20 protein-coding genes are annotated in these 23,860 nt (G+C 48.7%); 10 read left to right on the forward strand and 10 right to left on the reverse strand.

What is annotated here, in order from left to right; translation table 11 throughout:
- The first annotated feature begins 444 nt into the window (after window positions 1-444).
- On the forward strand, window positions 445-675 hold the full coding sequence (locus AC58PV_RS05815; protein WP_497431319.1) for a hypothetical protein: 231 nt from the start codon (window positions 445-447) through the stop codon (window positions 673-675).
- A gap of 52 nt (window positions 676-727) precedes the next feature.
- Here the strand turns inward: AC58PV_RS05815 and AC58PV_RS05820 are convergent, their stop codons facing one another.
- Window positions 728-2,125, reverse strand: coding sequence for an ADP-ribosylglycohydrolase family protein (locus AC58PV_RS05820; RefSeq protein ID WP_497431320.1), 1,398 nt, complete (start codon window positions 2,123-2,125; stop codon window positions 728-730).
- An 83-nt stretch (window positions 2,126-2,208) separates the two neighbouring features.
- Window positions 2,209-3,063 (reverse strand): AraC family transcriptional regulator, encoded by an 855-nt coding sequence (locus tag AC58PV_RS05825; RefSeq protein ID WP_497431321.1) that lies wholly within the window; start codon window positions 3,061-3,063, stop codon window positions 2,209-2,211.
- A 207-nt stretch (window positions 3,064-3,270) separates the two neighbouring features.
- On the opposite strand from AC58PV_RS05825, the gene AC58PV_RS05830 reads away from it, so the two are divergent.
- Both AC58PV_RS05830 and AC58PV_RS05835 read left to right on the forward strand, forming a co-directional pair.
- Window positions 3,271-4,752 carry an S-layer homology domain-containing protein gene (locus AC58PV_RS05830; protein ID WP_497431322.1) on the forward strand — a complete coding sequence of 494 codons (1,482 nt, stop codon included), beginning with the start codon at window positions 3,271-3,273 and terminating at the stop codon, window positions 4,750-4,752.
- A gap of 144 nt (window positions 4,753-4,896) precedes the next feature.
- The gene (locus tag AC58PV_RS05835; RefSeq protein WP_497431323.1) at window positions 4,897-6,078 is read left to right on the forward strand and encodes a YncE family protein; all 1,182 of its coding nucleotides are present in this window, start codon (window positions 4,897-4,899) and stop codon (window positions 6,076-6,078) included.
- Between the two features lie 128 nt (window positions 6,079-6,206).
- Here AC58PV_RS05835 and AC58PV_RS05840 read toward each other — a convergent pair whose 3' ends face one another.
- Together AC58PV_RS05840 and AC58PV_RS05845 are read right to left on the reverse strand one after the other, a co-directional pair.
- Complete coding sequence (locus AC58PV_RS05840) at window positions 6,207-6,908, reverse strand: response regulator transcription factor (protein ID WP_497431324.1); 702 nt, start codon at window positions 6,906-6,908, stop codon at window positions 6,207-6,209.
- Window positions 6,905-9,130, reverse strand: a complete 2,226-nt coding sequence (locus tag AC58PV_RS05845) for a sensor histidine kinase (RefSeq protein ID WP_497431325.1) — start codon at window positions 9,128-9,130, stop codon at window positions 6,905-6,907. Before AC58PV_RS05845 ends, AC58PV_RS05840 begins: the two co-directional genes overlap by 4 nt.
- 231 nt (window positions 9,131-9,361) lie before the next feature.
- Between AC58PV_RS05845 and AC58PV_RS05850 the strand changes: the two genes are divergently transcribed.
- The 5 genes from AC58PV_RS05850 to AC58PV_RS05870 all read left to right on the forward strand — a co-directional run bounded on the left by AC58PV_RS05850 (window position 9,362) and on the right by AC58PV_RS05870 (window position 14,111).
- Window positions 9,362-9,778: a MarR family winged helix-turn-helix transcriptional regulator gene (locus AC58PV_RS05850; RefSeq protein WP_497431326.1), complete on the forward strand. Its 417-nt coding sequence runs from the start codon at window positions 9,362-9,364 to the stop codon at window positions 9,776-9,778.
- Window positions 9,779-9,889: 111 nt separating this feature from the next.
- Complete coding sequence (locus AC58PV_RS05855; protein ID WP_497431327.1) at window positions 9,890-10,732, forward strand: SDR family oxidoreductase; 843 nt, start codon at window positions 9,890-9,892, stop codon at window positions 10,730-10,732.
- Window positions 10,733-10,921: 189 nt separating this feature from the next.
- Complete coding sequence (locus AC58PV_RS05860) at window positions 10,922-11,728, forward strand: hypothetical protein (protein WP_497431328.1); 807 nt, start codon at window positions 10,922-10,924, stop codon at window positions 11,726-11,728.
- A gap of 101 nt (window positions 11,729-11,829) precedes the next feature.
- Window positions 11,830-12,528, forward strand: coding sequence for a response regulator transcription factor (locus AC58PV_RS05865; RefSeq protein WP_497431329.1), 699 nt, complete (start codon window positions 11,830-11,832; stop codon window positions 12,526-12,528).
- Window positions 12,525-14,111 (forward strand): HAMP domain-containing sensor histidine kinase, encoded by a 1,587-nt coding sequence (locus AC58PV_RS05870; protein WP_497431330.1) that lies wholly within the window; start codon window positions 12,525-12,527, stop codon window positions 14,109-14,111. The genes AC58PV_RS05865 and AC58PV_RS05870 overlap by 4 nt, the downstream gene beginning before the upstream one ends.
- Here AC58PV_RS05870 and AC58PV_RS05875 read toward each other — a convergent pair.
- Window positions 14,073-15,998, reverse strand: coding sequence for an ABC transporter permease (locus AC58PV_RS05875; RefSeq protein WP_497431331.1), 1,926 nt, complete (start codon window positions 15,996-15,998; stop codon window positions 14,073-14,075). The genes AC58PV_RS05870 and AC58PV_RS05875 overlap by 39 nt on opposite strands.
- Window positions 15,985-16,752: an ABC transporter ATP-binding protein gene (locus AC58PV_RS05880; protein ID WP_497431332.1), complete on the reverse strand. Its 768-nt coding sequence runs from the start codon at window positions 16,750-16,752 to the stop codon at window positions 15,985-15,987. The genes AC58PV_RS05875 and AC58PV_RS05880 overlap by 14 nt, the downstream gene beginning before the upstream one ends.
- A 190-nt stretch (window positions 16,753-16,942) precedes the next feature.
- Between AC58PV_RS05880 and AC58PV_RS05885 the strand changes: the two genes are divergently transcribed.
- Both AC58PV_RS05885 and AC58PV_RS05890 read left to right on the forward strand, forming a co-directional pair.
- Window positions 16,943-17,614, forward strand: a complete 672-nt coding sequence (locus tag AC58PV_RS05885) for a response regulator transcription factor (protein ID WP_274318784.1) — start codon at window positions 16,943-16,945, stop codon at window positions 17,612-17,614.
- Window positions 17,611-18,645, forward strand: a complete 1,035-nt coding sequence (locus AC58PV_RS05890) for a sensor histidine kinase (protein WP_497431333.1) — start codon at window positions 17,611-17,613, stop codon at window positions 18,643-18,645. The genes AC58PV_RS05885 and AC58PV_RS05890 overlap by 4 nt, the downstream gene beginning before the upstream one ends.
- 161 nt (window positions 18,646-18,806) lie before the next feature.
- Here AC58PV_RS05890 and AC58PV_RS05895 read toward each other — a convergent pair whose 3' ends face one another.
- The 4 genes from AC58PV_RS05895 to AC58PV_RS05910 form a co-directional block, all read right to left on the reverse strand.
- On the reverse strand, window positions 18,807-20,012 hold the full coding sequence (locus tag AC58PV_RS05895) for a YhgE/Pip domain-containing protein (RefSeq protein ID WP_497431334.1): 1,206 nt from the start codon (window positions 20,010-20,012) through the stop codon (window positions 18,807-18,809).
- A gap of 72 nt (window positions 20,013-20,084) precedes the next feature.
- Window positions 20,085-20,708 carry a TetR/AcrR family transcriptional regulator gene (locus AC58PV_RS05900; protein ID WP_497431335.1) on the reverse strand — a complete coding sequence of 208 codons (624 nt, stop codon included), beginning with the start codon at window positions 20,706-20,708 and terminating at the stop codon, window positions 20,085-20,087.
- Between the two features lie 265 nt (window positions 20,709-20,973).
- On the reverse strand, window positions 20,974-22,158 hold the full coding sequence (locus tag AC58PV_RS05905) for a glycoside hydrolase family 88 protein (protein ID WP_497431336.1): 1,185 nt from the start codon (window positions 22,156-22,158) through the stop codon (window positions 20,974-20,976).
- A 60-nt stretch (window positions 22,159-22,218) separates the two neighbouring features.
- The gene (locus AC58PV_RS05910) at window positions 22,219-23,850 is read right to left on the reverse strand and encodes a response regulator transcription factor (RefSeq protein ID WP_497431337.1); all 1,632 of its coding nucleotides are present in this window, start codon (window positions 23,848-23,850) and stop codon (window positions 22,219-22,221) included.
- Window positions 23,851-23,860: the final 10 nt, after the last annotated feature.

The following is a 23,860-nucleotide window of genomic DNA, read 5'->3' on the forward strand; positions in this document are numbered from 1 at the left end:
AGCCTGAAATAACGGGAGGAAATCCAGTTAATTGCCAGAATGGCAGGATTTCACTCAAATTAGCTACATAAAATCCAGTTATTTCGCTTGTCCAGGATGCCGTGTCGGTTAACGGCGATGCTTAGCTTGGAATACATTTGCTATACGTCCCCCAGTTGCATGTTGAGGCTGCTAGTTTTCCTACACGTCCCCCCAGTTGCATGTCGAGTCAGAGTTTGCGGAATAACTGGATTTTCTACAGCTATTTCCGGCTAAAACTAGCTTGTGGAGAGTTTAACTGGATTTTCTACAGCTAATTTGGCTCATAGTGTCCCGTTTGGTGAAATCAGCTTGAAATAACGGGAGGAAATCCAGTTAATTGCAAGAATGGCGGGATTTCACTCAAATTAGCTACATAAAATCCAGTTATTTCACTTGGCCAGGATGCTGTGTCGGTTTACTGCGATGCTGGTTCGGGTGTTGGTGTTTGCTGTGGAGGTTGGGGTTGGGGTTGGGGTTGGGGTTGGGGTTGGGGTTGGGGTTGGGGTTGGGGTTGGGGTTGGGGTTGGGGTTGGGGTTGGGGTTGGGGTTGGGGTTTGCTGTTGGGGTTCGGGTTCGGGTTCGGGTTCGGGTTCGGGTTCGGGTTCGGGTTCTGGTTCGGGTTCGGTTGCTGTTGCTGTTGGTTCCGATTCCTAACCAATCTGAAAACCACAAAAAAGACTAGCCGCATGGCCAGTCTTTACATGAGCTATTTCCCAGCCGCATACTCAGCTGAAATCTTCTTAAATACCTCATAGCTGCGATTCGCACATTCCGAAATCGCGATTGGATGGAAACCTGTCACCTCAGCATATAGCTTATCATTAAGCGGCTCGGCCCACGTGGCCGGAAGCTGGTCAGCGCCTAGCTTCGCACCCATAATGGAGCCAACGGTAGCCCCGTTGCAATCGGTATCCCAACCACCAAGAACCGATGTCGTGACAGCTAGTTCGAAATCGTCCTTACCAAAAATCAACGACGCAGCAACCAAAGCTGCATTGTTGTTCGTATGTACACAGTGATAGTGCTCGAATGCATTCCAAATGCGCTCGACTAAATCTAATTGATCAACTGCCGTACGCGCAATTTCCACGGCTTGTCGAATATCTTGAGCCAAACGGCTATTGCTTGGAATTTCGCTAAGTCCAATTTCCACAATGCGTTCATTGTCGGTTTCGTTGAAAGCCGCTGCAATCATGGCTGCCACGAACATTTCCCCATAAATACCGTTCTTCACGTGGGAAAAGGAAGCATCCCGCCATGCTAATTCAGCAGCCAGTTCTGGATTCCCCGCCGCGCCATAAGCAAAGCCATCGGCTCTAATTTGAGCGCCAATCCACTCCCGATACGGATTTAACCATGTCCGCACCCAGTCACTCTTTTGATCCCAATCCGCTGTTTTTTGACCGTTCATATGGGAGGTCACCTGAGCGAAGTTCAAATAGGACTGCGTCTCTGCCGTGCATACTTGCTGGTAGCTAAGATATTTATGCCACAGCTTGCCAATATCCCAGCTATCGAAATTCAACCCTTTTTCCTCTAGAAGAATCAAACCTAATACGGTATAACGAATATCATCGTCGGTTTCCATAAACTGAATGTTTTCTTTCCAGCTTTTCTGGCACCAGTCGTTTATTTTCAAATCATACTCCGTTGACGCTCGTGAAGTCCCTGGAACATATCCGCGAATTGGCCAAGCATCTGCTCCCTTGAACCATAGCTCGATATTCTTCCATCCGTCTCTTCCCCCGAAGCCATACATAAATTGACCATTTTCAAAAGGTTTCCCCAGTGCACACCCGATGCTTCGGCCAAGCCACGCACCCTGAAATTGATTGCGCCATGCAGCTTCCGATTTGTCAGCCGGTAATTGCCGAGGCCCTTCAGGCCGAGCCGCACGAATGCCAGGCAAGTCAGAAGGCTCCTGATATGGGAAGTCTGCCCGAATTTCAAGCGCCATCAACTGCTGGTACACAGCCATTAGCTTCGCATCATCATCTTCCGCCGCGGCCCACTTGTCCAGAAATCCGCTGACATCGCAGCCCTCTTCTCCCCTTTGTACAATTTCTAAACGCACAATATCCTTTAATTTCTCCCAGCCAGCCATTGTTTAACCACCTTTACTGATAGATTTTAAGCTGATTATACGAATTTGGCCTTAGCGAATCTTCTCAATTTCTTTCACACTTCTCAAAATAATTGCTTGACGCCAAATTGTTTACGATATGCCTGCGGAGATAGTCCAGCATCCAAATTAAAGGCGCGATAGAAAGAGGCCAAGCTCTGAAACCCGCTGGAAAAGCTAATATCTGCGATACTATCTAGGCTCGTGACAAGCTGTTTCTTGGCTTCGCTAATCCGCAACTGTGTCATATAGGCAATGAAGCTGACTCCTGTATGTTCCTTAAAAAGGCGGCTTGTCCGCGCAGTGCTCCAACCTAGGTGCTCTGCAACATCGGTAAGTTGAAGGGGCTCCTGATACCGTTCTTTTACGAATAGCATCACTTCTTTGATCTCGCGTTGCGAATTGGACATTTTCACCCATTGTTCATTACTGAAAGCACTCCGATAATTGCGAAGCAAGATAACACCTAACTCTAGCAATTTGCAGCGTGAAATTGTTAGATACCCCTCCGCTTTTGCGTTAAGCTCCTCGTAGATTTGTTGAATAAGGATTCCGATTTGCCCAGCAAGCGGTGTTCCAGCCCCAATATGATTCTCAAATCTCTCCGACCGATAGGCAAATGGCAGCAATAATTTATCATCTTCTTCAAGGAAGAGGCTTGGATCAAAATTCAAAAAAATATATCGGCTTGGATCATGCTGCGCGGATTGCGCAATATGAAGCTCCGTATTATTGACGATAAAGATATCCCCTTTGCGAACTTCGTACAGCTTATTTTCAAAAATAAATTGCCCTCGTCCTCCCAAGCAATAGCCAATTTCCAGGCTAGAATGGGAATGCAGAGGTTCAGGATACGGTTTGGGACACCACGTATACGCATTAATTGGAATGAGATTGTCATACTCGATCTTCTGCTTCAATGGGTTTCAGTCCACCTTCGAAATTAAGTTAGTTCTATTTTACCATCCGCCAAAATGTTGTGGTAAATAAAATGCGCGTCTCATTTTTACGGAATTGTAATGTCTCGCTCCTCATTTTTATGCGATTGTTATGCCCGAAGAAGTAAGATTAGTCCTGTAGACAACAGCGCAACAAACAAATCCAATCCACTTGAGGAGTGTTTCTCGATGAAAAATAATAAAAAAGTTCTAGCCGCTCTTACCATCTCAGCAACTGTCGGATTATCCGCTATTCTCCCTTACCATGCGTTAGCAGCAAATCCATTCACAGATTCGGCAAGCGTTGCAGGAATCCAGACGGCGATTGAGCAATTAGCCCAGCAGCAAGTACTGTCTGGTTATGAGAACAATAGCTTCAAACCTAACCAAGCGGTTACGCGCAGTGAGATTGCCAAAATGGTAGCCCTGACTTTCCACGTTAACACTTCTGTGGATGCAACGACTGCTAGTCCTTTCTCAGATGTGACTTCCCAAGACTGGTTCTATAAATATGCGGTTTCCCTTCAGGCACTCGGCGCTATGAACAGTGTAACTGGCCAGCAATTCGCCGGGGCGCAAACGATCACTGCCGAGCAGTTAAGCAGCATCATTGCGTCGGTACTTAAAGTAGACACTGCAACGATTCGTCAGTTGCCAAGCTATGCTTCGCTAAGCAGCCAAGTAACCCGCGGCCAAGCTGCCTTGCTTCTTACCCAAGCTCAGCAAGTGGCTCCAGTTCGTGTAACGAAGCTGGAAGTGCTGAATGCGATCTCCCTTCAGGTGACCTTCTCAGCACCGATTCCGACGGCAGAATTAGAGCTGGATCCAGCGTCCAAAAACTTTGTTTTTGACAATGGTCTTGCCATCAATAACGTGCCGCGTCTCAAAACAGGCTCTGTATCCACGTATATAGTACCGGTTCCAACACAGAAAGCAGGAACAACGTACTCGCTGAGTTATAAAGGTCAACCTGCTGTTACGTTCACAGCTAGCACAGAGAAAATCCGTTTGGATTCAACGGCTCAGGTTGCCAATGATCTCTTTGAAGCCCAATCCCATCTGACTGACGGTGTTGCGGATTATGGTTATGTCATTGCCGCTTATGCCAAGGGCCGCCCTGGTTCCTTTATTGTTGACGAGAAGAATCGTTACAACGGGATGACGTACCAAATCCTATCTTCCATGCGGAATCGTCAAGTTCAAATCACCCCTGAAGGCGGGGCAACGATGACAGCGAATTACTTGCCATTCACGCAAGCAACCGATGGTCGCCAAGCGCCGAAGTTCATTTTGCCTAACGGAGAGACTTTCCACCCTGGTGTCACCTATACGGTTTCCGCAGACTGGGCGACTTTGAAGAACCCTACGTTTACGGCAAAAGAAATCGCTCCGCTCCAGCTTCAATCCGCTGCCGCAGTTGATGCGAAGACGATCGCAGTGACGTTATCGCAAGATCCGAAGGATGAAATCTTCGTTTCACGCCGCGTATCTCTAACAGCAGCCGATGGCACAGTTCTGACTGCTGAATACAGCTTGACGACACGCAAAGGTGCTGTTGGTACGTTCACGCTTCTCAATAATAAGGAGTTGGCTCCAGGTACAACTTACACAGTTGCGCCAGTGGGGGCATGGGCTACGGCTTCCGGTGTTACATTGACCTTGAACAAGTAAGTATAGAAGCTAACATTGAATAACAAAAAGATAAGGAAGATGACCTGGGATCAGGTTCTCTTCCTTACCTTATTTTGCTAAACTTATCCACAGGTACTATTAATTTAGCTATTAAATACGCTACTTCCAGAGGTGATCATCGCTATGCTATTCACTCATAAATCCTTATTCGCAAGCTTAACACCGCTCACCCTATTACTTGTCCTGGTTGGCTGTAGCAGCCAACAACCGAACGCAGTGGGCAGCATTCCCCCGACGAAGACATCAACACCATCTCCAACTACCGCTGCCACATCAACACCTGCGCCAAGTTCTTCACCTTCCACTGCGATCCCTTCACCCACAGCGGCGGCTGCAACGACAACTTTGCTGGTGACGCATTCCAAAAGTGACTACATGTCCTTCCTCGATCCCGATTCAGGGCGTATGGAGAAGCTTGTCGTTGGCAAAGCTCCTTTTGCAATTGCTGAAGGGCTGAATCATCGCGCTTATGTCTCGACTGCCGAAGGTGTCGCCGTCGTCGATACGAAGACCCGCACACGGCTTGCGCTAATCCCTTATCATGCCAATGTGGGCAAGCCACGCTTCGGTGAATATCGGTCTGGCGGCATGGGCATCGCGGTATCGCCAGATGGTAAATTCGTGTATGTCGGTGTGTATCTCGACGGTGGCAAGAGCCAGCTTGAGATTTTGGATACGGAAAAGCTCACGATGACGGGCCGAGTTGCGGTAGGTGTCCGACCTTTCGATGTGGTGACCAGCCTAGACGGCCGCGAAGTCTACAGTATTGACCACGACGGATACACGGTGACGGCTGTCGATCCCTTAAGCCTCACAAGCCGCACCCTCGAGGCTGCTCCTTTCGGCAAAGGCGGCTTCGAGAAGCCGCACTACGCCGCCGTCCGCGCGGATGGCCGCTTGCTTCTGCCTTACCAAGGCCGCGGCCTTGTGGTGCTTGATCCGAAGAGCGGCAGCTACACAACGGAACCGTTGACGGGCAACACCCATCAAGAGGGTGTCACGCTTACGCCTGACGGCAAGCAGCTGCTCATCGTTGGCATCGGTTCTGCTGGCAGCGCTACGGGCAAGCCTAACTTGACTGTGCTCGATGTGAACACCTATTCAGAGAAGATCCTTCCATTAAGTCGGATGCACCAAATGGTCGCCACCAGCGGTGACGGTCGTTATGCCTATCTCACAGGAGGCGTAACTTATGCGGATACCGGCTGGAATGGAATGACGGTGGTCGACCTAACGACTGGGACAACGCGCGAAATGGAGCTGCCCGATTACCCGCTTGATGTGCAGCTTCTGGCAAGTCATTAGTTTTGGCTCATTCTTTCCCTTCGAGGCGACTCGAAATCCGAAGTGCATCACCATGCTCATTTCGAGTAATAGATCACGTTATGACATAGCGCTATTTCCATGAGTAGCCTTTGCCTCACCCTCTACAACTAATCCCCCTTCGCCATATAACCAACACCGGGGTAGGTCACAATCAGCTCCTGCCCCTCGGTGTGGGCTTTCAGCTTCTGACGAATTCGCGCGATCGTCACGCGCAGGTACTCGACTTCATCGCGATACTCGCTGCCCCAAATCTCGCCCAATAACTGCTCATGCGTCATGACTTTGCCTTCATGCTGCAAGAGAAGCACGAACAGATTATACTCGGTCTCCGTAAATTTCACGTCCACGCCACCAAGTCGAACACGGCGTTGTGCTTGGTTGACGTTCACAGGGCCAACGGTCAATTCACTCACCGTAGAAGGCGCAGGCATGCGTCCATCCAAGCGCCGAAGCACCGCATTGACTCTAGCAAATAGCTCGTCCAGCGAGAATGGCTTGGTCAAATAATCATCTGCCCCGAGATTCAGTCCCTGCACTTTATCCGCACCATTGCTCCTTGCAGTTAGCATGATGACGGGCACACTCGAATACGCGCGGAGTCTGCGCAATACTTCGAAGCCATCCATCCCTGGCATCATCAGATCCAGCAAAATCAAATCCGGATCGACGGCTTCTGCCTTCTCCAGCGCCTCTGCCCCGCTTTGACAGGCCACCGTTTCAAAACCTAAGGATTTCAAATTCGCCGCGATGAAACGAATGATTTTGGGCTCATCGTCGACGATCATGATTTTCTTTGCACTCATGCTCATGTTAGCTCATCTCCCCCATTAAACCGCGGAATTAACAGTGTGAATCGACTTCCCTCACCGAGCTTGCTTTCCACTTGGATGGCGCCGCCGTGGGCTTCCATAATTCCTTTGCAGATTGCCAGCCCAAGCCCCGTGCCACCAGTTTGACGACTGGAAGATACGTCCACGCGATAGAAGCGATCGAATAATTTAGCCAAATGCTCCTGGGCAATCCCAATCCCATTATCCTGTACGTGCACGTAGACATATGCTTCATCCGCCTGCGTAGTCACCTGAATAATCGGTTCCCGCTCATTATAGCGAACCGCATTGATGAACAAGTTCAAGAATACCTGCTCCATGCGGAGCTTATCTGCAAAGACTAGCGGAATATCCGCAGGCAGCTCAACCTCGAACTGCAACCGGTCCGCGCTGATATCTTCAGGCAGTCGATGTCTGGCGCTTTCGATAACAGCAGCTAGCTTCAACGGTTGAGGATGAATCCCCATTGCACCTGATTCGATTTTGGAAATATCCAACCACTCATCTATGAGATCTTGGATACGGCCTATATCCTCATGAATACCCTCAAGCAGCTCCAGCTTAAAGTCCTCATCCCAGTGCGCATCCCTGCGCAGCAATGTTTCCACGCCGCCTCGGATACTCGTGATCGGAGTTTTGAATTCATGCGATGCGAGTGAAATGAGATCGTTCTTAAGGGCGTCGATTTCATGCTCCTTCGTTCTGTCACGCCACACATACCCGCGGCCAAATACTCGCCCCTCCCGCGCAACCTGAAACGCGGATACCATCATAAAGCGTGGCTTGCCTTGCGCTGTTTTCACCGTTAAGGCACTCTGTACTCTTGGCTCAGCCGTTAACTTACGCAATTGAAGCTCGTCCTGAGGGTCAGGCAAAAGCTCCGCAATCCGTTCAAACAAATCAGCTTCCGCCATATTGGACAAATCGCCCATTGGAATCGCGAAACTTTCCGCCATCTGATGATTGGCATACAGCACGTTATGCTGCACATCAATCAGCACAATCCCATCCGACATGCTCTCCAGAACCGCATTCAATGTCGCATGCTCGTCCTGCAATCGTTGAGTCCGCTCCTCGACGCGATGTTCAAGCTCGCTGTTTAAATCCAACAAAGCACGTTGGTTCTCCTTAATTTGAGCAGCCATGCGGAAGAAATGCTCCGCGAGCTGATGCAGCTCCGACGGCGCTCCACGCGGTACCACCTTCTGGTCAGGCTGGGCGAACGAGCCTCCAGCTAACCGCTGGGTATAACCGACTAAGGCGTGGATCGTGCCATTTAATCTTTGGGCCAAGAGGCTGCCTAGCAACAACGTTACAATCAGCGTGAACACAACCAATAGCAACGTGATCCGTAAAGATTCCGTGAAAGCTGCGTTAACAGCTGCTGTCGACCTGCTTACCCATACGATAAGATTCAGGTCTGGGATCAATTTATAGGTAATAAGTTCTTTATGTGACGAGGTACTTAGCGAGTAGGTGCCCTCACCTTGTTTAAGCATTTTGGCATCGGTGACGACTGGTTCCTTCGATAAATCCACCATGGTTGCCGTTAGCTCGGCATTCGGATGGTAAATGGGCTTGCCTGCATGATCCAGCACAACAGGGTAGGCTTCCGTCCCATAATCATACTTCGTAACGAGTGTCTTGATAGGTGCTAATTCAAGTACAGCCAACACGAAACCGTCCACCTGCTTGTTGCCCTTGTAAATCGGTACAGCAATGGCAATAGCTGGTTCGTTCAAGCTCTCAGGGCCTTTGAATAGCGAAGATATAATCGCTTTCTGTCCAGCCTTCACACGAGCTGTGTAGTCACGAGCGTTCACATCAACACCGATCAGATCTGTCGACATCCCATGTGTTGCTTTGATCGTCCCCCGATCATCGACCACATATATACCCGCAAATCCCTCTAGATTTTCTTGCAAGGACTGCAATTTCAAGGTCAGACTCTCCCGATTGCGAAAAGCTGCATCCGAAGCCGAGATCGTCGCCGCCAAGGTTTCAACCGCATTGCGATGATAAGACATATAAGCTTCAACCGCATCTCCGAGTCGATAGGTCGTTTGGCGTTGGTTTTGATTCGTTTCCTGCGTGATATGTTTAATTTGCGAAACCTGGAAACCACCTAGAATAAGAATGGGAATCAAGGCCATTAGGGCAAAAGTTATCGTTAGATGCGACCTCATAGAATAATGCTTCAATAGAAAATACCCCACTCTCTAGCTTAAACTCCCGCTTAGCTTTCCTACTTATTTTACCACTGACAAATTTGTAATGAAAATGAAATCTAACTTTCATGTTGTTTTAATGTAACTTGCCTATAATAAAGACCAACCCCCCTTTAAAATATAAACTTAGACCTACAGCCCGTTGCTGTGGGTCATTTTTTTTGGCATACTAGGTAGACACTAATCACTAAAGGACGGCTTCGTATGACAACACCTGACCATGAATGGATGACGACCAAATTTCGCGGGATCAAGAATGTCATTTCCTCTTACTTAACGCAGGTTCTGCCTCAATTCCAGATATCACCGATCATGATGTACGTTTTAGAGTATCTGCGCAAGCATCCTGACTGCATCGCGGTCGATATTGCCAACGAATTCGGGCTAACCCGAGGGGCGATTACACAGCTTCTGGATAAAATGGAGGAACAAGGACTACTCGTCCGCAAGCCCCATCCAACTAGTCGCCGCAGTCATCTTCTACAAATGACGGATAAAGGAAACGAGCTCATAATTCTCATCCTTGCAGCGTATAATACGAAAATTGAACAACTCTTCGCTGCCTATACAGAGGAAGAGCTCGCAACATTGCAACAACTATTGACGAAGATGCCTGTTTAAAATCCCAACGGAAGTTGGGATTTTTCATTTTCCAGTTGACGAATTCTGCATCTACATATATTGTTTAATTACTAAACAGTTAAACAAATAAACACATGAGGAGCTCATCCTATGCATAAAATTATGGCTATTACTGGAGCGTCATCAGGTATTGGACTTGCAACTGCCTTGAAATTCGCCGAGCTTGGCTGGACCGTCTACGCAGGTACGCGCAATGTCGCTCGCGATCAAGAGAAATATACAGAAGTCTCGAACCTTCATTTTATGGAAATGGAAGTAACGGATCCCGCTTCTATGAACAAAGCCTTCAGCGAGATTGAAACGAAGCATGGGCACCTGGACGTATTGCTTTGCAATGCAGGTTTCGGTTTTCTGCGTGCGTTGGGGCAAGCGACTTTCGAGGAGATTCAAGCTGTATTCGATACGAATGTATACGGTGTGATGCATACGATTCGGGCAGGACTTCCCCTTCTTCGCAAATCAGATTCGGCGCATCTTATCGCAACGACAAGTGTTGGCGGATTGGTCGGTCAGCCCTTCAATGAGATCTACTGCGCAGCGAAATTCGCTGTAGAAGGTTTACTTGAAAGCTTAGCTACTTACTATAAGCCTGCCTTTGGTATCGACGTCACGCTGCTGGAGCCTGGAGCAATTGCGACGAATTTCAACGCTACGGTACTCGGGCACGTGCAGAAGACCGGCGGCATCTTGGAAGATGATTATAAACCGATCATCACGCAATATTTAGATGCATTCTCCAAACGAAATTCAGTCCCACAAACGTCAGAATCCGTTGCCGATGTCGTCGTGAAGCTCGTCACCGAGATGGATCCTAAGCCGCTTCGCCTTCGTACTTCTGAACAAGCGGAAGCTTTCGTCCAGTATAAAGTAAGTCAAGATCCAACAGGACTTGCAGGGGTTCTGAATACGCGGAAGCTGCATTTGGGGATGTAAGCGAACCTATCAGCAACATACACCGAACACCACCACAGAGGCCTACTCCTCTAAGGTGGTGTTTGGCGTTCCATCACATAATTTCCCACAATTTTACGATAGGATGTCCATAATCTTTCGGTACAGTAAGGGTGTAAGGGAAATCAACCATCCCTGCATGCTACATAAATCGAAAGGAGTTTTCACACGATGAAAACAACATGGAAAAAACGCGCCGTTCAAACGAGCCTGCTAGCTATTATGACAACCATCGCATTCGGTGCAGTAAGTGCATCTGCGGCAGATACAACAAGTGAAACACCCCCCACCGTCAAGGCAGTACAAATGGTAAAGGCTGTTGGAGCAGCGCCAGCCCTGCTCTTCCGCTCTTCGAGTGCAGGCTTGCTTAACCAACCTGCTCATGAGCGCAACTACTTGAAAATGCTAGCCACGACATACGCACCAGACACCCTTGCCGACTGGAAGAAAGCACTCGACGATCGGAAGCAAGCAGAAGCAGATCTGCCTAAGCCTACTTTCGCTCAGACCGTGACCATTTCAAGCAAAGATGCTGCGGATGGTGCCCTACAAGTCGTCCCTGCTGAAGGCGCTACTTTCGTTACTTCATTGGAAGGTGGCACAGCCATTGAAACACTGCCTTCATTACCTACTCTCTCAGCTGCAGAGATCAAAGACCTTCCAGAAGGGGTAGCTCATCCTACTAGAGGCATTTTTACAAGCATAACGAAGTCCGATGGAACACTTCCCGAGCAGATTACCCGTGTTCTTCCAGTTGAGGCTGGTGTTGCGAGTGATATAATGATAGCTAAGCCGGTAGAATCAGAGAGCATGAAACTTCAACAAAAATTAACAGAGGCAATAGAAGCCGATGATGCAGAAGCCATCCGTGCAATCTTGCCGGATGTGTTGAAGGATTTCGTAAAAGGTACAGCAGACATGCGTGAAATGACGGCGAAAATCAAAGAGCAGCAAGCAACAGAAGCTGAGAAAAAATAAATGGTACGTATGGTGGATCCGATCGCATACCCTGCGATTCGGCTCCACTTTTCCTCATGTTAGAGAAGGTGTTAGAGAAGGCATGGAAGGCGTGATATAAGATGTACAGCATCTATTTAGTCGAAGATGAAGAACATTTACGAGGCGTGTTAGCAGCCTATTTGGAGAAAGAGGGGTGGCAGGTGCGTTCGTTCCCCGATGGAACTTCAGCTAGAGAGGCAATCTCGGAGCGGCCGGACTTGTGGGTCCTCGATATTATGCTACCTGGCGTGGATGGCTTCCAGCTTATCCGCGAGATTAAAGCTGATCAACCGACGCAGCCGGTCATCTTCATCTCGGCCCGCGATGCCGATATCGATCGCGTTATTGGCCTTGAGCTTGGGAGCGACGACTATATGGCCAAGCCGTTCCTGCCTCGCGAGCTAGTCATCCGCTGTCGCAAGTTGCTAGAGCGCGTCTATGCGCGACAAGGGAACAGCCCGCTAACAGCCTCCATGGAGCGACGCGCACAGCTCACAACGTTAGCTTCCTACACCATCGACGAGCCCGCTCGCACGGTAACCGATAGCGATGGCGCAACGCTCGATTTGACCTCGAAGGAATTCGAGCTGCTGCTCTATTTCGTTCAGCATCAAGGACACGTGCTTGAACGGGAGCAAGTGCTTCGCTCCGTATGGGGCATCGACTACTTCGGCACCGATCGTGTTGTGGATGATTTGGTGCGACGAGTCCGCCGCAAATTACCTGATCTGCGTTTAGAAACCGTATACGGATACGGGTATAGGATGGTGAAATCATGAGTGTTCGACTTGGCCAGTGGCCGCTCGCTTTGAAATTATGGGGTGCCTTTGCTGCACTAACCCTGCTGATATTCACACTGCTCGCAGTGCTATTGCCTTGGACGTTAAAAGGCTTCTTCACCGAGCAGCTTTATAATATTCTGCTGGATACCCAAAGCGGTCTTCAAGTAGAAGCGACCCTCGCACAGCCTCCTAGCCCTGTTTTTGCCATTCCGATTGCGCAAAGTCCTATAGACCTTATCAAATCACAAGCACAGCCATTGCAAGGTAACCGTGTCATTGTTGTGCCTGGTATGGAAGCCAGTGGCATGGCCACTATGGGGACACCGCTGAGTTCTAGCACAACTGCTGGCACATTGACAGCAGCCGCTACGCTATCCGCTCAGATAACAGCGCCTTTAGAGGGTACATTGACCGGCCCGTCCATCCGCCATTTCACCATTAGCGGCACACAAGCAGCTCAGGCCATAGCAGCTACAACTGCTACTACGACAACTCTGCGTGCTGCAGAACCCTTCATGGCGGCCATGGAGAAGGATGCTTTGGCCCAAATGCAGCCTGTGGCCAAGTATACGCGCATGATTGATAACAACAGTATCTTCTATGTTATCCGCAAAGAAACCGTCCAAGGAGCACCTAACTTCATCGTTTCCTATGCCTGGGGCAACTACCGCAACGACCTCATTATGTCGATGTTCGGCAGACTCATGCTGCTGATGGTTGGCCTCATTGTCGTGAGCTGGATGCCTTGCTTATTGCTGGCGCGCTACTTCACACGCCCGCTCGTACAGATGGAACAGCATGTGGGGCGCATGGCGGAACGCGATTGGCACGATCCCATCGATACGGGCCGCCGCAAAGATGAGATTGGGCGCCTAGGCAAAGCGATCGAACTTATGCGGCAGCGGCTTGTGAAGCAAGATCGTGCGCAGCAGTTCTTCCTGCAGCATACGTCGCACGAACTAAAAACACCCGTCATGGTCATCCGCAGTTATGCGCAATCCATCCAAGACGGTGTTTTTCCCAAAGGCACGTTAAGTGCCAGTTTAGGCGTCATTATGAAAGAAGGCGAACGCCTAGAGAAGCGCATCCGCGATCTGTTATTGCTGAACAAATTGAATTATTTCACGGCCAAAGAGAAGCCTTTCCATGTTTTTGACATCAAAGCGGTTATTGAAGATGTCGTCGAGCGACTGCGCTATAAGCGCCCTGAGATCACGTGGGAGCTGAACATCGCTCCTCACACGCTCCTTGGCGATCAAGAGCAATGGAAGATCGCTCTGGAAAACATGCTGGATAATCAGCTGCGCTATGCCGAAACTTGCATTCGAATCCGCATGACTCTCGCTCCTCATTTTGAAATTCGGATGAATAACGATGGTCCACTGCTTGATCAAGATATCGCGGACAATCTGTTCGAGCCCTTCCGCACGGGCGGCAAGGGACAGTTCGGTCTCGGTCTCGCCATCGTGAAACAAATCATGGATCATCACGGAATGAACGTTGGGGCTAAGAATGAGACCGATGGCGTCACGTTTACCATTTTACCTGCTGACAATACGGTTCGAGGCTCCGACGCATAGCACGAAGTAGCAGAAATATATAGCCCCATATAGAATCGTCGTTATCAGCACTGGGATGAGGATCTCTCCGCTAATGAGCTGGATGGTCGTCAAAGCTTTAAGAACCATGATGCTGTGGGTAACGCCAAGCAGAAGAGGCAACATGAACACGAACAAGGTCTGTTTGGCGATCGTCGTCCTAATTTCTTTGCGGCTTACACCGATCTTGCGCAGCATCGCATAGCGTGCTTTATCTTCGTTCGTATCCGTTAACTGCTTGAAGTAAATCATACATCCTGTCGCTGCAAGGAAGACAAGTCCTAAGAAGCACAGCGTGAATATATCCAACCCTGCCCCCTCCATGTTTTGACGATATTGATAGTAGTAGGTGGACATTCCGTTCTGCTCTGTCTTCAGCTTCATAAGGGAATTCGACGTCGTCTTCGTCGATCCTTGATTCTTGACGACGTACCCTTTGTACGTCACTTCTTCTAATCCTGGCAGCAGCTTAGCGTACAAGGTATCACTGACGATGAAGACGAGATCGGGGAAGCTCCACGGGAGCATTCTGCCTACTATAAGCTGCTGGACCGTTAGTGTTTGCTTGCCTCCCTGCACACCCAGAGTAATTGTATCTCCCTTCACTTCATTCAAAGTAAACGTTGAGTATCTCGGTTGAATGATCGCGATATCGTCATCTTTGAGCGTAACCTGCCCCTCCCTATCTAATACTTCTGAGGTCCGATTGTACATGGTCGCCGACACAAGCTTGATAGGAACGGAATTCGGTGAATGACCCGATGGATGATAAAAGAAATTCGTCACATCCGCTGCAACTCGGATAATGGGAACATCCAGCTTCGTTTCAATGGGGTGTTCTTGGTCCTCCTCCAACATAGCACGGATTTGCCCATCGAAGCTTGCGCCTTGGGAAATGTGCATGTAACTGAAAGGCGCTTCCTCCTCGGCATCCTTGGTGATCGTGAAATAGGAACTTGAGCCTACCGTAACCGCGCAAATCGTCAGCGCACTGAGCAGCGCAATCATTGTGAACATCCGCGTATTCCCGCGAATGCGATAGATCAATTGGGCCGTGGATATCATATTCATGCCTTTATAGTAGCGAGACTTCGTCTTTTGGGCGATTTTCAAGATATAAATGAGCGCATACCGGAATAGCAGATACGTACCGGCGATCAGGGTGCCGAAGATAAGGAGGAAGTTCCGTCCCATTTGAGCCGAAGTCGTCATAGGCTGAAACACCGTCCAGTAGCCGATTATCAATAGGGCAACTGCTAACACGGCTGAGAATGCCGATGGCTTCGGAACCTGCTCTCCCTCTTGCTCTGCCTTGAACAAATCCACGAGCTGGAAGCGATAGATCAAGCGATAGCTATGGATGGAAGTGACCACGATAATGATGGCAAATACGATCAACGTATTCACAATCGCCTCCGAGGAAATGCTAAAGCTGACTTCAACTGTTGAATCCAACAGCTTGAGGAACATCATCGCGAATAACTTGGATAATAACGTACCTAGTACGATCCCCACGCCAACCGCGCCAATTCCCATCATCATATTTTCATAAAATAACATCGTACCAATTTTACGCTTCCTCACACCAAGCAAGGCGTATAGACCTACTTCTTTCTTCCGCTTTTTGGTGAAAAAAGAATTGGAATACCAGATAAACACCGCTACAAACAAAATGAGAATAATGGAAGCTTGCGTGAAGACGGACTTCATACCCTCCCATTTCTGCATATTCGCCGCGATCTCCTCACTGTATCGTAAAGAAACGAACGTATAATAGATGACGACACTGAAAATCATGGAGATGAAATAAATCAAATAATTCCTCAGATTACCAATCACATTCCTTCTAGCCAGACTAAATAAGTTCACTTGCCCCACCCCCTAGCACCGAGAGCACATCCATCACTTTGTTGAAGAACTCCTTGCGCGAAGACGTCCCCTTATTTAACTCCGTAAATAATTGACCATCTTTAATAAAGACAACACGCGTGCAATAGCTAGCTGCAAAGGCATCATGCGTCACGATAAGAATCGTGGATTGATCCTGCACATTCAAGCTCTGTAAGCTCTCCAGCAACTCCGTCGCAGACTTCGAATCCAGCGCCCCCGTCGGCTCATCTGCCAGTACGAGACTGGGGTTCGACACGATGGCGCGGCATGCGGCTGTTCGTTGCTTCTGGCCGCCAGAGATTTGGTACGGGTACTTATCCAGCAAGGGATCAATGCCGAACTTCTTGCTGATCACCTCAACGCGGCGCTCCAATTCAGACACTTTCATTCTTGCTAGGGCAAGCGGGAGAATGATGTTCTCCTTCACAGTCAACGTATCGAGCAAATTATAATCTTGGAAAATGAAGCCCAGCTTATCACGGCGGAACTTCGCCAACTCTGCCTCCTTCATCTTCACGAGACTGACCCCGTCGACAACGATTTCTCCCGAAGTTGGTTGGTCAATTGTGGCCAACAGGTTCAAGAGCGTCGTTTTGCCCGATCCAGACGGTCCCATAATGCCCACAAATTCACCTTGTGTAATGGATAGATCGATATCTTTCAGCGCCGTAAATACATTGCCTTTGGTCCCGTATACTTTCTTCAACTGCTTAGCTTCAACGATCGTTTTCATATCGGTTATTCCTCCAATAAACATGGTTTGCTTCCTGATACCTCTATCCTACTATCTGCGGGATCACGCAACCATCGAAGTAGCTTACAACTCTTCTGCGTTACCTTACAATTTTGTCATGATTATGCTACCATCACTGATGAAATGGTATAATCGGCTCATTCGTCCCTTAAGGAGGCATCGACTATCTGTGAAAATTATGATCGTGGAAGATGATAAAACGATACGGGATACGGTGGCTGAAGCACTGGGCCGCTGGGGGTTTGAAACGATTATTATCGAGCAATTTGACGCCGTGCTCACCGTTTATGTGAACGAAAACCCCCATCTCGTGCTGATGGATATTAATTTACCGGCGTTCGACGGATTCTATTGGTGCCGCCAAATCAGGGAAGTTTCGAATGTCCCTATTCTCTTTCTCTCGTCTCGAAATACACCCATGGATATGGTCATGTCGATGAATATGGGTGGCGATGATTTTATCCAGAAGCCTTTCTACACCGACGTCCTCGTGGCGAAAATCAATGCTCTGCTGCGCAGAACCTACTCCTATATGGAAACATCAGCTAACGTAATGGCCCATAATGGCGTCGTCCTGAACTTGAAGGATGGTGACATTGCGTGTGGGGATCAGAAAACAGAGCTTACCCGGAACGAGTTCAAAATTCTCACTATCCTCATGCAGCATCAAGGTGCTATTGTCAGCCGAGAGCAGATGATGCGAGGCCTCTGGGAGGATGAAAGCTTCGTAGACGACAATACGTTAACCGTTAATATTACCCGCCTGCGCAAAAAGCTTGCAGAACTTGGACGCGATGATTTCATCACCACCAAGAAAGGGCAAGGGTACATGATCCCATGAGTTTTCTCTCTTATTTGAAGGATAAACGCTATTTCATGGGCATGTATGCGGTGACAATGCTATTCATTTCAATGATCATGCTTGTCAGTGTAAAAGGACAGGCCGCCCTTAATAATATCGCCTACACGAATGCGGGCTGTTTTCTATTCGCTGCCTTATATATAACCTTTGGCTACTTCTATCGAAAGTCCTTCTACAAGGAATTGAGTGAATTTCTCGGCAAAAGCCAACATCAAGACTGGGCCATCGCGGCGATGCCCGAACCTCAGACCAACGAGCAAGAGCTCTATCTACAGCTGTTAACGCAGCTGTCCAAGGATCAAGCCAACGAAACGCATCTCCTGCAGTCGGAGATTCGCAATCATCAGGAGTTCATCCTCTCCTGGATTCATGAAGTGAAGCTGCCCATCGCGGCCAGCCGTCTTATCATGGAGAACCGCGCCGGCAAAACCGCGGAATACCTCGTAGACAAGCTCGAAGACGAGCTTAGCAAGATCGATAGCTATGTCGAGCAAGCGCTCTACTATTCGCGAATTGACTCCTTCTCCCGAGATTACTTCATCTCGGAGTTGTCATTGAACACACTTGTGAAGGAGAATATCAAGAAGGTTGCCAAATTGTTTATCGCCAAAAGAATACGTCCCGACATGGCATCACTTACCCTTATCGTGAACAGTGACAGCAAGTGGCTGGGCTACATCATTGGCCAGATCGTGGCGAATGCCTTGACCTACACAGACAACGGTGGCAGCATTGCCTTCCGCTCAGAGGAAAGCGACTCCGAGAAGCGGTTGATCATCCAGGATACGGGGATTGGCATCGATGCCGCTGATCTCGGCCGCGTGTTCGATAAAGGGTTCACCGGGGTGAATGGCCGAACACACAGCCGCTCCACTGGAATGGGACTCTACTTAGCCAAACAAATGGCGCTGAAACTAGGTCATGACCTTTCAATTAATAGTGCGGTTGGCGAGGGGACAACGGTCACCATCCACTTTATGAAGATGCAGCATTATAATGATTTGCGTTGATGTTCCAGTAAAAACGAAAAGCCTCCAAACCTGGGTACCTGGTTGGAGGCTTCTTCTCACTGGTTAAGAGAACGTGAGTGCTTGGGGCGGGCAGGCGGTTGGCAAGGGCCGTTGTTCGCCCAAATCACTTTTCTGTGGTATCTACAACAGATAAAACTATGTTACATAGAACGGGAAGCCTCAACTTTAGCTGCAGGTTGCTCGTGCTTTTTTAATAGGGACAAGAAAATAATTCCCATAGCCACGGCACCAATCGTGCCTAAGGTCCACATCGGGCTGCTCAGATTCAAGTTCTGACGGAAGTAGAACAGATCTCGAAGACCCTCCGCAGAGAAGCGAAGCGGCAGCCACGAATACAGCCAATCTTGGCTGAACGATGGCAATAGCTCTAGCGGCAACGAGAGTACAGGTGCACCGAAGAAGAACACGAGGACGAACAATGGTACTCCTTTTAAACCAAGCCAACTAACAATGGCCGTTTGCAACAGGAAGAAGGCGAAGCCGACGAAAGCAAGAAACAAGCCCATTTCCCAATAATTCGGGATGGATAAGCCTAGCCATTTGCCTGCTACAAGCAGAATACTGGCAGCAGAAGCCGCGGTGATGACGATGCCGCTGAGCATCTGGGATAGTTGAATCCCGAAGCGATGCGAGCGGGAGCCCGTTTGGGTTGCTTTTCCGGCTGCCATGAACAGTAATAGGGTCGTCACCATCGCTCCAAACCAAGCAAGCTGGGTTAACACCACAGGTGCGTTACCATTGGAACTGTTCGTGCCAACAGCATTGATATTCTTGCTTGTAATGACGATCGGTGAAGCGAATGCTTTGGTTTGATCGACGGTGAGCGTCCCGCCTTTTTGGCTGACTTGTGCTAGCAGTTGTTCTCTAACTTGACCGTTAACCCCATTAAGGATCTGGTTCATCACGCCACTAGCCATCGTAGCCGCGGTATTATTCATCCCTTGGTTCACATAGACCGTTACGGATGAAGCCTGCGGTAGTGGGGACAATAAGCTTGCTAGCTTATGGCTGAAGTCTGCTGGGATGATAATCGCAGCGTAGGCCTGCTCTCTGTCCATCGCATCGATGGCTTCTTGTTCAGTAGCCAAAGTCTTCCACTGGAGCGGAGATACGGTGTCCGTTTGAGCTGGAGCAGCCGTTATTTTCTCCTGAATGAGCTTACCGAAGTTCATCTCTTGACCTGTTGGCAGCTTCTCGCCCGCATCCATCTGAACGAGCAACACTGGAAGATTCTTAGGCGTAGGATTCACCGTCGAACCGAGCTGCGCAATACCTAATAATAGAATGACGAGGAAAACGGCAATAATAGCGATATACGGGTGTTTCTGTTTAAAAAAGTGATTCATCGTAACGCCCCCTTAAATTTATGAAATATATTTTTCATTCAACGTTGTGTGAACGAAATTATTAAAAAGAAATCACTTTCTCCAAAGTGATACGGTGAAAGCGACCATTTTTTTCAAGTAATCATCGACATCGGTCTCTATCATCTTGACTGCAGTGAATCGTCCGATAACCGCCATCATGCCGACGGAAATCACTTGTTTGGCTGCTAAGCCAAAGTCCATCTCTCGGATTTCTCCAGCCTCGGCTCTCTTCGCCAATGCCTCTGTTAACGCTTGGTGCCGCTGCAAAATCAATTGCGTCATAAAATTCTTATCTTCCGATAAGATATTATCCGAATCTCGCAGCATAATTTTCATAAAGTCTGGATCCCCAATGAGGGTACCCACCAATCTTGAAATAAACAGAAATAAAGATTCTTCTAACGGCTGGCCTGGATGAATCCCTTTAATTAACTGATCCATAATTTCCATGCGAGCTCGCTGAGCCTCATGGAAAATGGTCTCCAATATCTCCTGCTTGCCACCTGGAAAATAGTGATACAACAAGCCATCTGTGATCCCGATATGCTTATTCATCGCGCGAATCGACGTCCCGTGGTAGCCGTGCTCCGCAAACAACTGCTTAGCACCAAGTAAGATTTGCTCTCTACGTTCGGCAGCCTGCAGATCGCGGCTTGTTTTGGGCACTCTTTTCATACATGTAATCTCGCTCTCATTGTTTCGTTCAACGATCGTGTAATGAATTATAGACCACTTTTTTTGTAAAAGCAAGGGGGGGTTTCAGTACTGTCAAGACTATGAGCATTTCTTCACCATACCTTCAATTGCGTACAGTTTCTTGTCCTTTTTTAGCCATAGAAAAATCCCCTTCAAGTTGTACTCAGTTCTCCTTAAGATACCATAAGGTTTTTTCTGAGTGTCTACCAAAGGGGATATTACCAGCGCACCGGTTTTTCACCATTTACCAATACATGCACCAATCGCGCCGTAATCGAACTAAGGCTTCAAAGTAGTAATAATCGCCCCATAGATTACACTCATCCACACCCATATTCTGCGGAACGCTATAAACGGCGTGAAGAAGTACTCCGGTGCAGGAAGGCTCTTGAGCGGCTGTGTAGCTGTCAGTTAACGATCGGACGATTGCAATCGCCGCTCCTTCATAAGCTCGCTTATCGGGATCGCTAAGCGGGAGATGACGAGACATTTCTAAGATTCCGGTTGCGGCAATAGCCGCTGCTGAGCTGTCACGGGGGACGCCGGCCCCGTTCAGGCTAAGATCCCAATAAGGCACCTGATCGACAGGGAGGCGGTTCAAGAAGTAGTTGGCCAGCTTTTTGCTTAAGTGAAGATATTGTTCGTCATGTTGGTAGCTGTAGGTTAACGGCAGCCCTGCAATGCCCCAAGCCTGACCTCGCGCCCAGCAGGACTCATCGGAGTACCCACCTGATGTACGCCCGAAGCGAGGCTGGCCTGTGGCTACATCAAAGTAGAACGTGTGATAGGTTGAAGCGTCTTCTCTTACGATATGTCGAGCTGTTTGCTCGACATGCTTGACAGCGGCCTCCGCATAACGAGGGTCTCCGGTTACTTCACTAGCCCAGTACAATAAGGGCAAATTGTTCGTACAATCAATAATGATCCGGCCCTGCTGCTTCGGGTCCTGTAAATCGCCCCATGCTTGAATAATACCTGCCTGTTCCCAATACCGGTCCATGAGTCTATCGGCTGCCTCCAGCGCCCCCTGCTTCGCTGCATCGCTGCCAGTAAGACGATAAGCGGCGACACATGAGAGCGTATATAGAAAGCCAAGATCGTGGGTCTCAATGTCGCTTCGTTGCTGTATACGCTCGATAAAGCTGTTGACATGGATTTCCGCGCATGCCCGATATTTCGCCTCTCCGGTCACTTCATAGGCGAGCCATAGCATGCCCGTCCAGAAGCTGGTCGTCCAACCGACATTAGGACCCGGCATATACACCAAATTCTCGGTGGTTGGGCCAGGAAATACTTCTGTAAATGCCTCAAGCTTTCTGTCAATTTGCTTGATGACATAAGCGATCGCCTGATCGAGATAGCCCGTATCGATTTCGGACTGTGTATACCTCGCCCGCTCTTTTATACCTTCATCATAAACCTGTTTCATCTGTGCTCCTTCCGGTACCTCGAATGGAGGTTACCTCCCTAAAAATCTACTCTTCAAGCGCTATGAACGTTTCAAACCGCTTGGCAGTATGCCCCAATGCTTTAAAAATAATTTGGAAAAGAAACCCGTATTTGTATACCCTACTTGTCTTGCCGCTTCCTGGACCTGAGCGCCCTCATTAAGTAATTGTTTCGCCTTGGTCATCCTTCGTTCCAGTACATAGCTTGAAAATAGTTGCCCAGTCTCGTATTTAAATAACCGACTTAAATAAGAATGGTTAATAAACAGACGTTCCGCCACATTGTATAAACTAATATCATTAGCCAGTTCGTTATCAATGATGTTCAGTACATCTTGAATGAGTTTATTGCCACTCAGATTGTTTGATTGACGACCGAATTTGGTGATGTTCCGTACAAGACGCTTAAAGAAATGATCGATCTGCTCTCGGCTTTGCAGCATTTGCACATTTTGAATGGTATCGTAATCCGTACCGGCAATCTCTTGGACTGACCAACCGCGACGCTTGATAATGCCTAGCAGCAAATGCACGAGCAGCAGCACCTCTGTCTTCACCTCTTCGACGGTCCCCGATCGGTTAACCGCCGAGTGGGTCAAGCGAAGCACCGTTTCAACGGCCGTCGGTTCGTCCCCTTTTTCAATACTGATTTCAAGCAAACGTTCATCGGAGGATACCGCTTCGCGAACGTGGATTTCATCCACGGTTTCTACGCTGACTAGACCGTTATTCTCGTGGAACGGATAGACGACCCCACCACCGTATAGGATTCGCTGGCTAAGTGCTGCACAAGCCTGCCGATAAAGATCAGCCCCGCCCAACCGGTATCGCCCTGTGCCGCTGATACCTACACTAAGCGATGCTTTCAAGCAGTCACGAACGGTAGACTGAACCCGAGCTGCGTAGAAGCCGGCACGCAGTTGAAGATCTCCGTCAGATTCCTCCTCGTTTCCTGCGAGCAGCATAACCGTAGCTCCCCTATCATCCTGAAACACATAGGTATTGTCTCCATCAAATAATTCAAATGAAATACTATGTAATGCAAAGTTAAGCAAATCCGTATCGTCGGCTTTATAACGATCCGTGCCTGCTTCCGGTGCATCCATCTCCATCACTAGAATAGTATAAGGATCTCCCTGCTCCGGAAGTAACAGTTGAACTTCCTGACTATGCCGCTCAATCTCCCAATCCTTGTATGCACCGGCCATCCAACTGCTCAGAAACAAATCACGAAGTCGAGGCAAGTGGCTGCGCCATTTGGTCTCAAGCTTCGACAAGCTGTGACGGCTTTCCCTTTCCTTGGAAAGCTTTCCAGCAGCCTCTAAGACCGCCTGCAAAATCTCTTCATTTTCCGCCGGCTTCAGCAAATAACGTTGCACGCCCGCTTCCATGGCACTTCGAGCGTATTCAAAGTGCTCATGGCCGCTTAGAACAATCAGCTTAATCTCGCTCCATTCAGAAGCAATCTGCCTAGCCAACGCCAAACCGTCCATTTCCGGCATCTGAATGTCCAGCAGCACGATATCCGGCAGCTTACGCTTCATCAATTCAAGCGCCTGCACCCCGTTCTCTGCCTGACCGACAACCTGGATCCCGTGTTCCTCCCAAGGTATGGTTACAGCAATTCGCGTTCTAATCGCAATTTCATCTTCAACGAGAATTAAATTCATCATGCTGAATCTC

This window comes from Paenibacillus sp. J22FR83, assembly GCF_059691955.1.

Bases quoted from the DNA above. Each gene is read 5' to 3' on its own strand.
- AC58PV_RS05815 (WP_497431319.1), top strand. From the start codon at position 445: ATGCTGGTTCGGGTGTTGGTGTTTGCTGTGGAGGTTGGGGTTGGGGTT.
- AC58PV_RS05820 (WP_497431320.1), bottom strand. From the start codon at position 2,125: ATGGCTGGCTGGGAGAAATTAAAGGATATTGTGCGTTTAGAAATTGTA.
- AC58PV_RS05830 (WP_497431322.1), top strand. From the start codon at position 3,271: ATGAAAAATAATAAAAAAGTTCTAGCCGCTCTTACCATCTCAGCAACT.
- AC58PV_RS05835 (WP_497431323.1), top strand. From the start codon at position 4,897: ATGCTATTCACTCATAAATCCTTATTCGCAAGCTTAACACCGCTCACC.
- AC58PV_RS05840 (WP_497431324.1), bottom strand. From the start codon at position 6,908: ATGAGCATGAGTGCAAAGAAAATCATGATCGTCGACGATGAGCCCAAA.
- AC58PV_RS05850 (WP_497431326.1), top strand. From the start codon at position 9,362: ATGACAACACCTGACCATGAATGGATGACGACCAAATTTCGCGGGATC.
- AC58PV_RS05855 (WP_497431327.1), top strand. From the start codon at position 9,890: ATGCATAAAATTATGGCTATTACTGGAGCGTCATCAGGTATTGGACTT.
- AC58PV_RS05860 (WP_497431328.1), top strand. From the start codon at position 10,922: ATGAAAACAACATGGAAAAAACGCGCCGTTCAAACGAGCCTGCTAGCT.
- AC58PV_RS05865 (WP_497431329.1), top strand. From the start codon at position 11,830: ATGTACAGCATCTATTTAGTCGAAGATGAAGAACATTTACGAGGCGTG.
- AC58PV_RS05870 (WP_497431330.1), top strand. From the start codon at position 12,525: ATGAGTGTTCGACTTGGCCAGTGGCCGCTCGCTTTGAAATTATGGGGT.
- AC58PV_RS05880 (WP_497431332.1), bottom strand. From the start codon at position 16,752: ATGAAAACGATCGTTGAAGCTAAGCAGTTGAAGAAAGTATACGGGACC.
- AC58PV_RS05890 (WP_497431333.1), top strand. From the start codon at position 17,611: ATGAGTTTTCTCTCTTATTTGAAGGATAAACGCTATTTCATGGGCATG.
- AC58PV_RS05895 (WP_497431334.1), bottom strand. From the start codon at position 20,012: ATGAATCACTTTTTTAAACAGAAACACCCGTATATCGCTATTATTGCC.
- AC58PV_RS05900 (WP_497431335.1), bottom strand. From the start codon at position 20,708: ATGAAAAGAGTGCCCAAAACAAGCCGCGATCTGCAGGCTGCCGAACGT.
- AC58PV_RS05905 (WP_497431336.1), bottom strand. From the start codon at position 22,158: ATGAAACAGGTTTATGATGAAGGTATAAAAGAGCGGGCGAGGTATACA.
- AC58PV_RS05910 (WP_497431337.1), bottom strand. From the start codon at position 23,850: ATGATGAATTTAATTCTCGTTGAAGATGAAATTGCGATTAGAACGCGA.